Below are 16743 nucleotides of genomic sequence, written 5' to 3'. Positions count from 1 at the left end.
ATAGATAAAGTAAACAAACATTTTCTTTTGAATCAATTTAATAAGCATTCTCTTCTCCCTTAAATATATTAACAACTGTTTTTATGATAATTTTTATATCAAGCAACAAACTCCAGTTCTCAATATACCAAATATCAAAATCTACCCGATTCTCCATATCTATTAGTTCTTTTGTCTCCCCACGGTATCCGTTTATCTGCGCCCAACCTGTAATTCCTGGTTTGGCATATTGACGAACCAAATAATGATTGATTAGTCCCGTATATTGTATTGTATGATTAACCATATGTGGTCTTGGCCCTACCACAGACATATCTCCCCAAAGCACATTAAAGAACTGAGGAAGCTCATCAATGCTAGTCTTACGAATGAAGGTGCCGGATTTTGTCAGGCGACTATCACCTTTTTTTGCCTGCAAATCATTAGAAGAATCATTAACCCTCATACTTCTAAATTTTAAACATTTGAAAGATCTGTTATCTCTTCCTGTTCGTTCTTGTGTGAAAAAAACTGGACCAGGTGATTCTATCTTTATAATCAGCATCAAAAGAGGAAAGAGCCAAGGAAATATCAATAAAATAACGCCTAAAGAAAAGAATATGTCAAAGATTTTTTTTACTAAACGGTTTACAGTAAACTCTAAAGGTTCACTGCGAAACATTAATACTGGCGTATTTTCATAAAAAGAGATTTCAACTTTACTTGACTTGGTATACAACTGAAAATCAGGTATAAATTTAATCCGCACCATATGATGCTCACAAATTTGAATTAATTTATTAATAACTGCAATATTATCAATATGCAATGCAACATACATTTCGTCGACTTGTTTCTTAAAAAGAAACTCTTCAATATAATCAAAATCTCCTAAAATTGGGGAAGATATAAAGGCAAATGGATCTACCTTTTCATCGAAAAAACCTAAAAAACGATAACCATACGTCAAGTCTCTTGCCAAGACCTTACGAATTCTTTCACCAGTATCATTCGCACCAACAATAATAAAATTTCTAAAATTATACCCTTTAGCCCTTATGTACCCTAAAAGCCTCATACTTAAATATCTTGAAATCATCAAAAGGCAAAAGAAAAAAATATAAAAATAGGACAATCTCAGACTCGAAATATTGGGATATCGTAAAAAACCGACAAAAACAGCAATTAAAGCAGCGTGAATTACAATCTTCTTTGTTGTTCTTTTTAAAATAGATTCAATTGACTCGATTCGAACGATCCTATAAGAATCACGATGCAATAATAATCCAATCCATAAAATATTTCCTAATAAGGAAATTGTCTGTACTTCTCTTAAGAAAAGATGCTCAATATTACCAAACCTGCATAAAGCAGAGAGAATTATAGCGCAATTCAACAAAATGATATCCCATAAAACAAATAACAGTTTGAAATAGCGAGAAAAATTGTGGTTATTTAGTTTTTGTAAAATTGACATATAAAAATTAATTATTTATTATTTTAAACGACATTTTTCTAATTGCCATAAAAATTATTTTTCTTCAAGGATAGAGATTTTATTCGAAAACTTACCCCCCAATCAATAGTGTATTTTGAAAATCAAAATTTTAATATAATGTAAGTTCATAAATTCTTTCAGCAGTTATAATAAATATAACTACTTACCAAATCTGAAAAAGCAGAAAGAACTATACCTCCATTTAATAAAGACATCAAACAACAACAATAGTTTGAAATGGTTTCAGAAACAATATTCAGATGGTACCAAAATTTTTCCTATTTAAAGCGATCTAATTAAAAAATTTTATAAGTTTTTCTTTTAAAACAAGTTTAATAAAAACAGGACCATAATATAAATATCTCTTCCACATCCTTTTTGGTTCTTTTATCAATCTTACAAACCATTCTAAACCTAAACGTACCCAAAACTTATTTGGCCTGACAATAGTACCAGCGTAAAAATCAAAGACAGCACCAATTGAGCAGATTATCCCAGTATCTAACTGATTTACATGCATATACGACCATTTCTCTTGTTTAGGAGCAGTCATTCCAACGAACAATACATCAGGTTTGAAAGCATTCACCTCATCTAGCATCTGTTTATTTTCATAATCTGAAAATTCAGTTTTATATGGCGGTGAAAATGATGCTAATTTAACATTAGGAAACTCCCTTGATACTCTTTCAGTAATCTTATCCAATGTTTTTTGAGAAGATCCTAAATAAAAACAGGACCCGCCTTTTTTATCCAAATCTTTTAAAAGAAAGTGATGCAAATCAGCACCAGCAATTTTTTTTATTCTCTCACCATTCAACATTTTCACAGCAACAACCACACCTATACCATCAGGCAAAAGAATATCTGAATTTTGTAATGCTTTTTTAAAATCAATATCAGTTTGTGCAATACAAAAAGAGTATTGATTAATAGTATTTATGAGCGTTTTTCTACAAAAGTTATATTGGCTTAAATCATTCTTATAAATAGAAAAATCTAAAAAATCAGTTGTGTTTTTCAATTTGTATTTTTTTGATAAATATTAGCAAGATCATTTACAATCGTATCTAAAGAAAATTTATTTCTCGAAAATTCCAAAGAAGCTTCACTAATTTTCTTTCTTAAATCCTCATCTGATATCATTTTTTTTAACATTTCACTCAAGACATTTGTATCGCCAGGCTGAAATAACAGCATATTAACTCCATCTATAGCGACATCTGGTATACCTCCGACAGGTGTTGTTACAACTGGTAATCCATAAGCCCAGGCATCAAGAACTGCCATAGGAAAACCCTCTGCATAACTTGGCAAACAAAATAAAGTAGCCTCATTGAATAATTCATCTTTTTTATCACCTGAAACCCAACCTTCAAAAGCTACTTGATTACTGATATTCAAATTTTCTGCAAGTTTAGTTCCTTCTGCTATTTCGCCATTACCTGCGAAGCAAAGCTTCCAATCAGGATAAATTGATGCTATATTTGAAAAAGAATAAATTAGATCTTTGTATCCTTTTCTACTGTCTAAAGTTCCTGCATACAAAATGGTATTTGTTTTTTTATCTACTTCCCGCCTTAATACCTTTGGACAAGGATTGTATAGTACTACAATTTTATCTAAACTAATATTTAAATCCTTAATAAGACCTTGTTTCCAGTTTTCAGATAAAACAATTATAGTATCTGCCATATTAAATACCTTACTATATAGATTAAAATATTTTTTATCAATAGTTGAATCAGCACTAAATGCATGAAAATGAATTATTACAGGGGTTTTCATTTTTTTTGCCAAAAATAAAAATGCATATTTCCTCTTTACCGACATTGGAGCACTAAGATGAACGTGAATTAGCCCTGCTTTTGGAAGTAATAAAATATACTTTACAAAACTTTTAAAAAAAAAACAAAGTTTAATCAATTTAGATTTATCGACATGAGTCTCAATCCAGATACAATTCCATTCATTCCAAAATTTCGTTGTTTGGTAAGCCTTTATAACAGCAGTAATCCCGCCTCTTGTTTTAGATGAAGTACCTATTACTAAAACTTTCTTTTTATTAATTTTCATTGATCTTTTTAATAATTTTTGCAGGATTACCGGCTACTATTGAACATTCAGGAACATCCTTCACTACAACTGAACCTGCTGCTATAATTGAATTATTTCCAATCCTAATATCGCCAATAATAACACTATTTGAGCCTATGTTCACATTATTACCAATTATTGGACACTTGCCATTTTCTCGTGCTACGCCAATTGTTGTATTATGTCTTACAATAACATTGTTTCCAATAACTACGTTTTTATTTATAATTAATGATTGACCATGAAAAACATTCAATCCAAATCCAATTTTTGTACTATCGTCTATATCAATACCAAATATCCATTGAAATAAAATTTTATAAACTATCCTTATTGGAAACCCTAAAATTTTTAAAAACTTAGACTTCGTAAAAAAATTACTTAATCGAAAAAAAATAATGAATATTACACCTTTACTATTTCCTTTTAATTCTTTTATTTCCTTAACTAACATCATCTTTTTAATTAAATATTATACTTTTTACAATGAGATTAGTTAAACTAAAAAATGTTTTTTAACCAAGAAAGAAGAATGAGAGGATAAATTTGTTTTTTTAATATAAGATAAAGAACTAATTTTTGATAGAATGGAAGTCTTGAATAATCATATTCAGTACTGATTTCATTCCAAATATTATTATTACAAATAGTTTTAAGAATTTTTATCTTCTTTTGAAATGTTATTTCATAATCATTCAAAATAAACACTAATGATCTAGTATAGCCTATTAATAATCTTTGAGCTCTATTAGTAACGCCACCTAAAGGAAAACGTGAACAAATTTCTTTATATAATATTACATATCTTTCAAACCTGTCTTCTCTAAAAGTTTTTGACAAAGAAGTGGCACTTATATTATCACAATAATAATAAAATGCTTCTGGAATCAAACCAATTTTACTAACCTTTTGCAAATAATCTATATGAAAAATAATATCTTCAGAAATAAATTGTTTTTCAGAACAGAATCTAATATTGTTATTATCAATAATATTTTTTGAATAAATTGCTCGCCAAACACACATTTGATATTTTCTATCAACTAAACTATTCACTTCTGAACCAATCATATCAAGAAGTAAACTCTCAATATCTGGTCGCGAATCAAATATTTTCACATCGCTAATCTCTTTAATAGGATAAATATTGCCTTTGTTGTCTACTGAATTAAAACAACAATAAACAGTATCAAGTTTTATTTCATTTGCTTTGTTATATAGTGTTTCATACATATTAATATCTACAAAATCATCCGAATCAACAAAAGCAATAAATTCACCTCTTGCAATTTCTAAACCACTATTACGAGCATATCCAAGGCCTCCATTTTTTTTATGAATTACTTTTATTCGTTGATCTTGAATAGCAAAACTATCACACATAGCTGGGCACGAGTCAGGAGATCCATCATCTACCAAAATTATTTCAATATCCTTTAATGTTTGATTCAACAAAGATTCAACACATCTTGAAAGGTAATTCTCAACATTATATACAGGTACAATTATACTAATTTTTGGTTTTAACATAGTTGAAATAATATTTTAAAAAAAATTCGTATCCCAAACAAATAATGAATCTTGCGAAAGGAAAATATATTTAAATCCAATAGAAATAGCATATAAAACAATTATTAAAGTCATAATTTTAAATATAAGTGATGGCTTTCTTTTTAATTTATAATAATATAATATATAAGAAACAACGATAAACCAAAACAAATACATTTCGATTGCTATACGTCTCATTAATTCAATATGAAAAAATGCTTGAAAAAGAATTGCACCTAAAGCAAATAAATTATAAAATAAAACTAGTGATTTTTTCTTATCTACATTTTTGTAGTTATCAATTAATGCCCTACCTGAAATTAGAATTGAAACATCAAATAAAAAATTTGCCGTTTTTGTAACAAAAGATTGCTCATAAATTGAATTAACAGCATCTTTTGAAAACCAAATATCAGCATTTTCTACATATGATTGAAAATGATTATTGCCTCCTAAATTTATTTTTTCAAACAATGGTGTTAAAATGCTAATGTTCTTCATGTCAAAAAGAAAAGATGCAAACGTATAAAAGGGAACAGTCCAATATATACTAAAAGGTTTATTGTATAATTTCAATACAACTGTCATCAATAAAACAACAATACATGAGTTATGAAACAAGATTGCTAATATCGAAAACACACTAAACCTAAGCCAATCATCATTCAAAACATATTTTATAGCAACAAAAACAAATGAAAGAGCAAAAAACTGGCTAATAAAAGATTCTGAATAAAACAATGTTGCACATAAAAAAAGAACAAAAGAATACTGAGCGACTTCAATATATTCTTTTAAGAAAAAAAATACGCAACTAATTAAAACTAAACTATAGATAACGAAAGCAAAATAAAATGGAATCCMAAAAAAATCTAAACTATAATTAAACCAATCAAAATAAGTACTGGTATCCAAATAAGTACTGGCAAATGATATATATCTTTTCATATAAAAAATATAATCGACTCCTCTTCCATAACGAAATCCTTCAATAAATGAATATGATAAAACAGGAAGAAATACTAAATACCAGTAGTTTTTATATGATATATTATTACTCCTTTTAGAGATTTTATAGCCATATATGCCAAACAATATATATAAAAAAGTTGTTAAAACTAAATAATCAAGTTTTAATGTTTCCAATTTGTTAATTTAAAATTATATCAATCCAGCGGCTTTCAAAAAAAAGTCAAAATTTTCATATGGTGCAATATGATTTTTTTTCCAATCATCGTAAGCTTCCATCATTTGAAACTTTATTGCAATAGTTTCATACTTTTCTGCGTCTTTTCCTGAAACAAACAATGGAAATTCCTCCTTAAAATCAGCTTCAACAGGCATGCGCCCATATCTTTCTTTAATACTTCTAGCATATTCGAATGCTTCCTGAACAGAATCAAGACATCTTTTTTTATAATATTCTTCCAATGAACAAATAACCTTTGCTGGCACGCCAGCTACTACAGAATTTTCAGGAATATCTTTATTTACTATGGAACCTGCACCAATGATGCAATTATCACCTATAGTAACTCCCTTTAAAACAGTACAGTTTTTTCCAAAATAAATATTATTCCCGATTTTTACTTTCCCAGAAGAGTTCACGAATTTTTTATACACTCTGAGAAAAACACTTGTACCATAATCATGAGTTAAAATTGTAAAGTTTAAATTCATATCTACAAAATTACCAATCTCAACCAATGATGGTCGTGAAACATCTATTGCTGATGATCTTGGGCCCCTAGCAATACATCCATCACCAACACTAATTCCTAGTTTTCTCAGATAGTTTATATATCTATCAGAGTTTGATTTGCAATAAAAATAGACATACAGTTTATTAATAAAATTCATTTTTTTTTATTTTAATTTTACTTATCAATATTAATTCTGATTTTCAATTTTACTCAAGTCACATATTTCAATAAAAGACCAAACCATTCAAATAAAGCTAAACTTTATGAGATGTATACAAATCGATTTATAAACATTTGATAATCGATTCTCAATAAACTTACAACAATTCTAAAAAACAAAAATAATAACTGAACTTGCAAAAAATAAATAATTAGCTTTAATAATATACCTTCATGAAATTAATTAGCATATTTTACAAATAGCTATAATAATAAAATATGTTTTGTTATTGACATGACTTATTTTTCTATACTTTGCTCTAAAATTTTAAACTTTCGTGAAACATTTCTACTTTGAAATTATGAGCTTTCAAAATTGCCGCTTTCTTCATTTTCATTAGTCTTTCTCGATTTTGAGAAAGTTGAGCGATGGCCATGCTAAAAGAATTTACGTCCTCATTATTACAAAATATTGCTTCATTTTCATTGCAATAATCTCTTATTGATCCTACATCACTTGTGACTAAAGCTAAACCCATAGCCAAAGATGTTGTTATTACATTACTTCCAACTGTATCGTACATAATATTAAGAGAAATATCAGCTTCATCCATAAGCTCTCTCAAAACATCTTCCTTCACGAATCCAACTAATTTAACATTATTCAAAGCCGTAAATAAATAATCAATATTACTCATTCCTTTACAAAGAGTAAAATTCACATCTGGATTTGACTTTATTATCTTGAATAAGACCTCGTAATTTCTCTTTTGATTTCCCATCGCAATAACATTCACTTTTCCATTAGCAATATCTGGTTTCTCCTGTTTTTTATAATAATCCAAATCTACATAGTGATAAAGAGTTTTAATCTTTATAACAGAGATACCTTTGTCTATAAAATATTGAGATAATGACGAACCCAACGTGATAATCGTATCCAAAGGGGCCATCCATCTTTTAATTTCTCTGTCTGTAAAGAAATCATCTAAGGCGTGGGGTGTTAAATGAACCAACCCCGTTATTTTCACTTGAGGTTTGTATTTTTTTATAATTATTGCGAAATAGATTTGAGGCGAAAGTTTTTCCATATATTCTAAAAGAAATACCTCATCACCATCTTTTAATTTCCTAACTATTTTTAAAGCAACATAAATATTTGTTAAAGGAATAACAATTTTAAATAAAATCTTATTTTTCAGCCTATTAAAAAAAGTAGGCTTTTTACTCTTTATCTCCTTAAGAACAACTAAATGATATTCATTAAAAAATTTATCTTTCAACAAATTACACATGTGTTTCATGCCTGCATGGTTATTTGCAGTGTTTTCCCAATCTTGGCATATTAAATATTTCATACTTGATATTTAGATCAACAAATTAAATTTAAAAATTTTAAGTCTTTAGCAAATAAGATACTATTTCTACATTACCAGATTTTTGTAAACATCAATATACTTAATATCGCATTTATTATCTTTTGATTACCTCAGTTTTTATTTATTATATACTTTAAAATTGAATTTCTCAAAACTGTTAATAATATACTAAGACATTAGTTTTTAAAATAAAAAAGAACAACATAAAATCAAAGCTATTTCCTGTATTTTGGAAAAACACTCTTATTTAATCTTTTTTTTCGCAAAGTTTATAAAATATAACTCTATATATTTATAAGTAAAACTGGATATTAATACCGTTGAAAACAAACCTCCAATTAATAACAGTATTGAAAAATAAAAACTATTATTGATACCAATTTTTTGTAACAATGCTGTAAGAAAAAAAAGAATGATCATATGGGTACAATAAACTGAATAAGAATTTTGTCCTAGAAACTGTGGTATTTTACTACCTAAAAACAGATCTGATAATTTGTTCTTGTTTTTTTGGAAATATAATATTAATGCCCAAATTATAATTATAAAACTAATGTAGGAGTTTTTAAAAATATAAAATAGTATAGATATTAAACTTAAAAAAATAAAGATCCATTTATCATTAAAAGATAGGTATCTTTTAAACAAAGGCAAAGAAAAATACCCAATTAAAAAATATATAATCATACTATTAAGTAAAAATGATTGCTGATTCATATAATTTATTGACAAAATCATAATTAATATTAAAGTAATCAAGATAAAACCATTTCTAATTATATTTTTTTTATTTAAAAAAAAATATAAAAATGGAATTAAAATATAAAACTGCCATTCTAAGGTCAAACTCCAAGATTGCCCCATTATAGAATAAGAAAAAGGAAATTTTGCTTGAGGAAATAGACCATGAGTTAAACTTAAATGGCTTGAAATATTCAATATTTTATCAGAATTGTAATAGCTTTCAATTAGTTTAATTCGACTATCAATCTTGGGGTTTTCAAAAGGAATATCCCTCAAGGTATTCAAAGAAAATTTTAGCATTAATAAGGAAATAATGAAACAAACCAGATATATGGGGAATAATCTGAAAGCTCTTCGTTTAATGTAAAAAAAATAATTTTCATTTTTCTGAAGCAAAATATGTGTAACAAAGCCACTTAAAATTATAAAAATAGCAACAGGAAGAAATGAATTATTAAAAATTTTAAATAATATATTTTTTGAATTTATAGATGGTAAAAAACCTGATGCATGGTATAAAAAAACCCAAATCGCCATATAACCTCTCAATCCTTCTAAATAATTATATTTCATTTTCTTTATTATTCTAATTCTCTTTTAAATTCTAAAATTTTCTCATCTATTTTTGCGTCAATATCTACTATAATACTATCATTTGAAAGGTAGAACTGCTCTATGTTTTTCAGTTTAGTAAGAATTTCTTCAAATACAACTTTCTTAATAAAAAATTCAACATCCAAAATGTTCCCACTAATTTTTTTTATCCAAGGATTTAAAAAAGTTTTTCTGTTAAACTTTATAAAAGTAGTATTGATATTAGCAAGGCCAATCGAACTTAGCCAATCCATCCACTTAAATTCCGAGACCATTGAGCCCTCTGTAACTGGTGTAGATAATACATACCTTCTCCAAGGCACTCTTAATACATCTGCGAGAATAGCACCATGCATGGCTTCTGTAATCAAATATTTTGATGAGGCTATTTCTGTCAATGTAAATTCAACTCCATTTTCACTTAGTGGAGATATATAATGATAACCTAAACGATCGCAAATCAATTTCCAATCAAAATATTTAATTGATCTAAAATAGGGCATTACACTAATTTCATATTTCTTTTCTGAGTTTTTTAATAACTCAAAATTCTCTGTGACACGTAATGCATAAGCAGCATCTGTTATAAAATCGTGTTCATTATTTAGCGAATATGAAGATAAAGGACCACGCAGAAACTTAATATCCCAAGTCTGGTCATATTTAAAGGGTTGATAAGAAGGTCTAATACCTGTACCAAATACAATTTTTTTTCTGTTTTGTAAATCAGTGATTAACTTATTTTCGTTGTAAAGGATTGAACCTATTCCGAAGAAAGCATCGTCATTTTCTATAGTTTCTTTGCCAAAAAGTTGTGGCCATAACCATCCATTTAAGTCGTCACCAAAATTCCCAACAGGATCTTTGTAATATATATATTCCATATATTTGATTGTGTTTTTCTCTATTACTTAAAAATTATATTCTGAAATATATTGTTTTATCATCTTAATTATTTCATTATGTTTTTTGTTATCATATTTTTAACAAATCTATATTCCTTTTTAGAAATTCCTAAAAAAAGTATTGTGAAAAACATTGTGAAAAACAAAACAAATAATTTTAAAATAAAGTACATCCATCCATTTGTTAAAAATATATAAAATTCAAAAAGCGTAAAAACTCCAATTGTAACTATTGTAACTACAATTATTCTTAAAAGTACAGACTTGCAAAAATCAAGAATGGAAATCCCTATAATAACTCTTAAAAAAAATAATCTAAAGACTAAACTTAGTAATGAAATTACTGCAGTTGAATAATAAATTAGTTCTGGATTCTTATATATTTTTAATAAAACATAAGCAATAGGCAGATTGAGAAAAATTAAAGTTCCTATAATAATTTGATACCATTTTATATTACCTGTAGCTTGGGCGCCAATCATTAGTGGACCTGAAATACAGTCTATCAATAAAATAATCAAACAAAGAGTTACAAAAACAGAGGTGTATTTTGGCGGGTTTTTCAACCAAAATTCTAAAATAAAATCAATATTAAAAATAATGGGACAGGCTATTATAAACATTAAGAAATATGAAAATTTTGCACTCTGAAAAATAAGATTCAAACATTCTTCATTATTTCCAGCTGCATACTGTTTAATAATTTGAGGATTTACAGCCATCTGAAAATTAATTACAAAAGTCTGAACAGTTCCTTGTATTTGCATACTAATGCCATAGGCAGCATTCAAAACGGTTCCGAAAAAAAGATTTAATAAAATATTAGAACCTTGCGATCTTGCTACTCCTGCTATATTTCCAAATAAATTCCATCCTGAGTAGGACAACAAAACTTTATAGAATGATTTGTCAAAATAGAATTGGTATTTACTTTCTTCATAGTATCTCTTGCAATAGTATTTGTGTCCCATTCTTACAATAAACGATACTAAAAACAGCAAAGCTGCGTATAGAATCAATTTATCAAAGGCAAAAACAACTAATAAATAAACAATTATTAATTTCAAAATGACTTCTACAAAGCTCATGTAGGCATAGATATCCATTTTTTCCCGAGCTACAATCAGTGCGTCATAAGGAACTTGTATTATTCCTAACAGAAAAGTAAAGACAGAAAACTGATAGACCCAATTAACTGCTGTCATTCTGTCTAAAGGTAAATTCAATTTATAATTTACAAACCACAACCCAATAGTTTCGGATAACACAAAAACCAAAATACATATACCAATATGAATATTAAGTGTGGCATTAAAGGTTTTTTTCAATTGTTGCAAATCATTTTTACCTATGTCAAAAGCCAAAAAACGCTGTGTCGCAGAGGTCATTGCACTGTTAAAGAAGCTAAATAAAGTTACAATTCCGCCAACTATGCTATAAACTCCATAATCTTCAATCCCAAGCGTATTTAATACCACTCTTGATGTATATAAACTTACGCCCATCGTAAAGAACATTCTTATATAAAGAAAAAGTGTGTTTTTTGCTATTCGCTTATTGTTTATAGTAATAGTATTGGACATTAAATATCTTTTTATTTTTTGGCTATTTATTTTAAATGTTTAACCTATTAAACCTTTCCTAAATGATTCATCTTTTCTACTCAAAATAATTCAGCTACATAGTTACTTGGAAAAAAGGCAGCATTTTTTTAATCATGATTTGAATAATAAAAGACAAAAACACAATATTTACACATTTAAATACCGCAAAAATTAATTGCTTAATCGATTAATAGGTCTAACTTTTCTTAAACAATTAAATAATTAACCAGTTGGTCTTTTCCTAATGAATTTTGTGTGCTTAATTTTAAGCATGAATGATGCTTAAAAATTTTTGTTACGAACTTAGTTACTGTTTGATAAATTTAGTGGAATAATTAATCGTATCGTTTATGACTTTAACTATATACACTCCTTTGGTTAATCCATCTATATCTAAATTGGTTGTTTCTGTATTTAAATTTCTTTTAATAACTAATTTACCGTCTAAACTATAAATATTGATTTGTATTGGTACAATATTAGTTTTCACTGTCAATACATTTGAAACTATATTTATTAATATATTACTTTTTTTTGGAATATCAGTATTAAATAATTTTCGCCATGAATTTTCAATTAACAGAGTAGAAATCTCATTGGGTGATACTTCTTTTAATGGTAAATTTTTATCAATAGCAAATACTGCAGCCATTGCAGCCACTTGCCCCAATTGCATGAATACTGCTTCCATACGAATTGAACCATAAGCAACATGGCTTGCTGATAGACAAACAGGAACTATTAGGTTATTGCATTCTGTTTCTTTCGGAAGTATTGAGCGATAAGCAATTGGATAAGGATGTGGAATTGGATATTGAACGTCACCTTCATTTTTCACCATTGCAAAGCCATTTTTAAGTACTACTATTCTTTGACAATAATGTGAATCTATAGTATATCCTGCTGATATAATACCATCTTCAACAACTACTTTAGATAAACAATTTGCCTCTGTCATAATATATGATCCCAGCATTCTCCTTGATTCTCTAACGTAAAGCTGTGGTGACCAATTATTGTTATTTATGTATTCATCTTTGGGGTACCCCCATTTAATTACTTCGGATCTTATGGATGCAGGAACTCGATTGTCATGACTTAAAAAATATAATAAACCTATATTATACTCTTTGTGGTCTTTATAAATCTGCACTCTATCGTTATAAGTTGCTTCTGGATAATTATAGTTCATACCAATCATGTCGGTTGAAAACGCGCCGTTATTATTAATGTCTGTTTTGTTGTTAGGCATTGAAGACCAATTAAAATATCCATAAATATCCTTTTTATCTGGTTGAGCTTCAATGAGTCTAATTAAGAGTTCGTATTTTAGTGGATCATAATTCTCGGGTCTAGTTATTTCTATTTTGTTTTTAGGGTCATTAGTCAAACAAATCCGAAAATTATACGCTTGTATTTTTTTGTCACCAGTACCATCGCTACTTAACGCAGCATTTGAAATCCCCCACAGCAATCCACTGCTTGCGTCACCTTTAATATTATAGGGGTCTACACCATCAGGGAATTGATGCCCAAAATTAAATGTGCTTTGGACGCCATTGAGAGTTTCATTATAAACATTATTGTTTTCTCGACCTATTATATAAGAAACACCTGCCCTTGCCATTAAATCTCCCTCATAAGAGCAATCAATAAAATACTTTGCCTTTATATTTTTAATATTTAAATTGTTTTCAACTGATTCTAAGTCAATGCTTTTTATATTATTATTTATCAGGTTTGCCTTGATAATTCGGTGCTTAAGCAAAACAGTGACATTTGCCTCATTGATATAATCATTGAAAACAGCTTCAGCTACATGTGGTTCAAATTTATATTTTATTGATGTGCCATAATAATTTCCAATCCTCTCATAAAAATCGTTTGCAATTCCTAAAAGAACCTGTCCTGTACCTAAATCAGTACTCCCTAGTCCACCGGATGTCAAACCTCCTAAGAAGATAGAAGGCTCAATTAAAAGAACAGAATGCCCCATTTTTGCAGCGGTGTATGCGGCTATAACACCAGATGGTGTTCCACCATATATACAAATATCATAAGTTTGTGCTTTAGATATCTGGAAACAAAACAATAATGAAATAATAAATAGTGTTTTCATCAATAAATTATAAAATAATCTTAAGTTTTTAAAATTGTCAGCTGTGTAGAGTTTTACTCAAAGTAACTCAACGTAGTATAACCTCATTCTTTCAAAAGCTGATAATATTCTTAAAACAATTTTAAATCACTTGCTACCATCTCTTTTACCAAAGCAACTAAATCATATTTTGGTTCCCAACCTAATTGTGTTTTAGATTTTGTAGGATCTCCAATTAGAAGATCTACTTCAGTAGGACGGTAATACTCCGGATCTACACGAACCACTACTTTCCCAATTTCTAACTGATATAGTGGATTGTTACAGACTGAGACTTTAGCTGTTTCACTTTCATTCTCTCCTTCAAAAGTTAGCTCTATTCCTATTTCTGCAAAAGACATAATCACGAAATCTCTAATATAAGTTGTTACACCAGTGGCTATTACATAATCTTCAGGTACATCTTGCTGCAAAATTCTCCACATCGCTTCAACATAATCTTTTGCGTGTCCCCAATCTCTTTGAGAATTTAGATTCCCCAGATATAGACAGTCCTGTTTTCCTTTTGCAATAGCTGCCGTTGCCATAGTAATTTTACGTGTAACAAAAGTTTCACCACGTCTTGGAGACTCATGATTAAACAAAATACCGTTACAAGCAAACATATCATAAGCTTCCCTGTAATTTTTCGTTATCCAAAAACCATAAATTTTAGCGGCACCGTAAGGAGAACGCGGGTAAAAGGGTGAGTTTTCATCATAAAAACCGTTTTCGTTTTTATTTTCTGCCAAGCCTCCATAAAGCTCTGAAGTTGATGCTTGATAAACTCTCGTCTTTTTGGTTAAGCCTAATATCCTTACAGCTTCTAAAATTCGTAAAGTTCCTAATCCATCTACATTTGCCACATATTCGGGAGAATCAAAAGACACCTTCACATGAGACATAGCTCCTAAATTATAAATTTCGTCAGGCTGTACTTCCTGAATTATTCTAATAATATTAGTCGAATCAGTCAAATCTCCATAATGCAATTTAAAATTAACATGCACTTCATGTTGATCTTGATAGATATGGTCAATACGCTGTGTATTAAAAGAAGATGCACGTCTTTTAACTCCGTGAACCTGATATCCTTTTTCTAATAATAATTCAGCTAAATAGGATCCATCTTGGCCTGTAATTCCTGTTACTAATGCGATTTTTTGTGTGCTCATATATTTATTGTACTGCTAATTATTTATTTTATTAGTTAAAACCGTTAATTTTATTTCTAATTTAACTTTCTAACCACTTAAACTTTTATTGCATTTTCACTTGCTTAAATGCCTCAATATTTTCTAAAAACCAGTCATATGTTTTTTGAATTCCATCTTGCAATTCAACCTGATGTTTCCATCCTAATTCATGCATTTTAGAAACATCCATTAACTTTCTTGGTGTTCCATCTGGTTTGCTGGCATCCCAGACAATTTCACCTTTATGTCCTGTAATCTGCTGAATAGTTTCAGCTAATTGTTTTATCGTCAAATCTTCTCCAGTTCCAACATTATATAAATACTCGGGCAACTTGTTCTCTAATGCAAAAATAACAGCTTTTGCCATATCATCAACGAACAAAAATTCACGCATTGGTGTACCGCTGCCCCAAAGGGTTACCGCAGCATTATTGTTTTCTTTTGCTTCATGAAATTTACGGATCATAGCCGGTAAAACATGCGAAGTATTTAAATCGAAATTATCATATGTACCATATAAATTTGTTGGCATTAGACTCACATAATCTTTACCGAATTGTTTCCTGATTGCTTGACAGGTTTTAACTCCAGTGATTTTTGCTATGGCATACCATTCATTAGTTGGCTCAAGTGTATCAGTCAGCAGATAATCTTCTTTTAATGGCTGAGGAGCCAATTTTGGATATATACAAGAACTTCCTAAGAAAATAAACTTCTCTACTCCATTTTGCAAAGCTGAATCAATCAGATTGTTCTGGATCTGCATATTTTCCATAATAAATTGATATGGATAATCATTATTAGCAAGAATGCCTCCAACGCGAGCAGCGGCATCTATAATAACTTCTGGGTTTTCTTTTGCAATAAAATCACGAACTGCTTTTTGATCTCTAAGATCTAATTCTTTACTAGAAGCTCCTATTAAATTATTAAATCCACTATCAAGTAATGTTCGCCAAATAGCACTGCCAACCATTCCGTTGTGTCCAGCAATATAAATCTTATTTTCTTTATTCATCTATTTAACTCTATTAAATATTAAATCCTTAACGACACGACTCTTTCGTCAAATGCACTAAAGATGATTCCATTTTTCATAATTTTTGATTAACTTTCTCTCACCCTAATACACAGCTTCGCCATTCAAACTCCCATCTCTAGAGCTGAATAATTTTCTTAATCGGCTGTAAATATACA

General features: G+C 28.8%; 14 protein-coding genes. All 14 read right to left on the bottom strand.

Annotated elements, in window-relative coordinates:
• Positions 1 to 37 precede the first annotated feature (37 nt).
• The gene (locus AC1DVP_RS12005) at positions 38 to 1456 is read right to left on the bottom strand and encodes an undecaprenyl-phosphate glucose phosphotransferase (RefSeq protein WP_477183710.1); all 1419 of its coding nucleotides are present in this window, start codon (positions 1454 to 1456) and stop codon (positions 38 to 40) included.
• 313 nt (positions 1457 to 1769) lie between these two features.
• Positions 1770 to 2501: a WecB/TagA/CpsF family glycosyltransferase gene (locus tag AC1DVP_RS12000; protein WP_477183709.1), complete on the bottom strand. Its 732-nt coding sequence runs from the start codon at positions 2499 to 2501 to the stop codon at positions 1770 to 1772.
• Positions 2498 to 3553: a glycosyltransferase family 4 protein gene (locus AC1DVP_RS11995; protein ID WP_477183708.1), complete on the bottom strand. Its 1056-nt coding sequence runs from the start codon at positions 3551 to 3553 to the stop codon at positions 2498 to 2500. Before AC1DVP_RS11995 ends, AC1DVP_RS12000 begins: the two co-directional genes overlap by 4 nt.
• Positions 3543 to 4031: a serine O-acetyltransferase gene (locus tag AC1DVP_RS11990; RefSeq protein WP_477183707.1), complete on the bottom strand. Its 489-nt coding sequence runs from the start codon at positions 4029 to 4031 to the stop codon at positions 3543 to 3545. The genes AC1DVP_RS11995 and AC1DVP_RS11990 overlap by 11 nt, the downstream gene beginning before the upstream one ends.
• A gap of 44 nt (positions 4032 to 4075) precedes the next feature.
• Positions 4076 to 5104, bottom strand: coding sequence for a glycosyltransferase (locus tag AC1DVP_RS11985; RefSeq protein WP_477183706.1), 1029 nt, complete (start codon positions 5102 to 5104; stop codon positions 4076 to 4078).
• A gap of 15 nt (positions 5105 to 5119) precedes the next feature.
• Positions 5120 to 6271 (bottom strand): EpsG family protein, encoded by a 1152-nt coding sequence (locus AC1DVP_RS11980; protein WP_477183705.1) that lies wholly within the window; start codon positions 6269 to 6271, stop codon positions 5120 to 5122.
• Between the two features lie 15 nt (positions 6272 to 6286).
• Positions 6287 to 6985, bottom strand: a complete 699-nt coding sequence (locus tag AC1DVP_RS11975; protein ID WP_477183704.1) for an acyltransferase — start codon at positions 6983 to 6985, stop codon at positions 6287 to 6289.
• Positions 6986 to 7307: 322 nt separating this feature from the next.
• On the bottom strand, positions 7308 to 8345 hold the full coding sequence (locus AC1DVP_RS11970) for a glycosyltransferase (RefSeq protein WP_477183703.1): 1038 nt from the start codon (positions 8343 to 8345) through the stop codon (positions 7308 to 7310).
• Positions 8346 to 8609: 264 nt separating this feature from the next.
• Entirely contained in the window at positions 8610 to 9683 is a 1074-nt protein-coding gene (locus AC1DVP_RS11965) for an acyltransferase family protein (RefSeq protein ID WP_477183702.1), read from the bottom strand.
• Positions 9684 to 9691: 8 nt separating this feature from the next.
• Positions 9692 to 10588 (bottom strand): glycosyltransferase family protein, encoded by an 897-nt coding sequence (locus tag AC1DVP_RS11960; protein WP_477183701.1) that lies wholly within the window; start codon positions 10586 to 10588, stop codon positions 9692 to 9694.
• 68 nt (positions 10589 to 10656) lie between these two features.
• Positions 10657 to 12192, bottom strand: a complete 1536-nt coding sequence (locus AC1DVP_RS11955; protein WP_477183700.1) for a lipopolysaccharide biosynthesis protein — start codon at positions 12190 to 12192, stop codon at positions 10657 to 10659.
• Between the two features lie 328 nt (positions 12193 to 12520).
• A complete protein-coding gene (locus AC1DVP_RS11950; RefSeq protein ID WP_477183699.1) occupies positions 12521 to 14332 on the bottom strand; it encodes an FAD-dependent oxidoreductase in 1812 nt (603 codons plus the stop codon).
• A 110-nt stretch (positions 14333 to 14442) separates the two neighbouring features.
• Positions 14443 to 15525 (bottom strand): GDP-mannose 4,6-dehydratase, encoded by a 1083-nt coding sequence (gene gmd / locus AC1DVP_RS11945; RefSeq protein WP_477183698.1) that lies wholly within the window; start codon positions 15523 to 15525, stop codon positions 14443 to 14445.
• 85 nt (positions 15526 to 15610) lie between these two features.
• Positions 15611 to 16564, bottom strand: coding sequence for a GDP-L-fucose synthase family protein (locus tag AC1DVP_RS11940; RefSeq protein ID WP_477183697.1), 954 nt, complete (start codon positions 16562 to 16564; stop codon positions 15611 to 15613).
• Positions 16565 to 16743: the final 179 nt, after the last annotated feature.

Source organism: Flavobacterium sp. P3_A6 (assembly GCF_056403035.1).
This window is presented reverse-complemented; position numbering and strand designations above follow the sequence as displayed.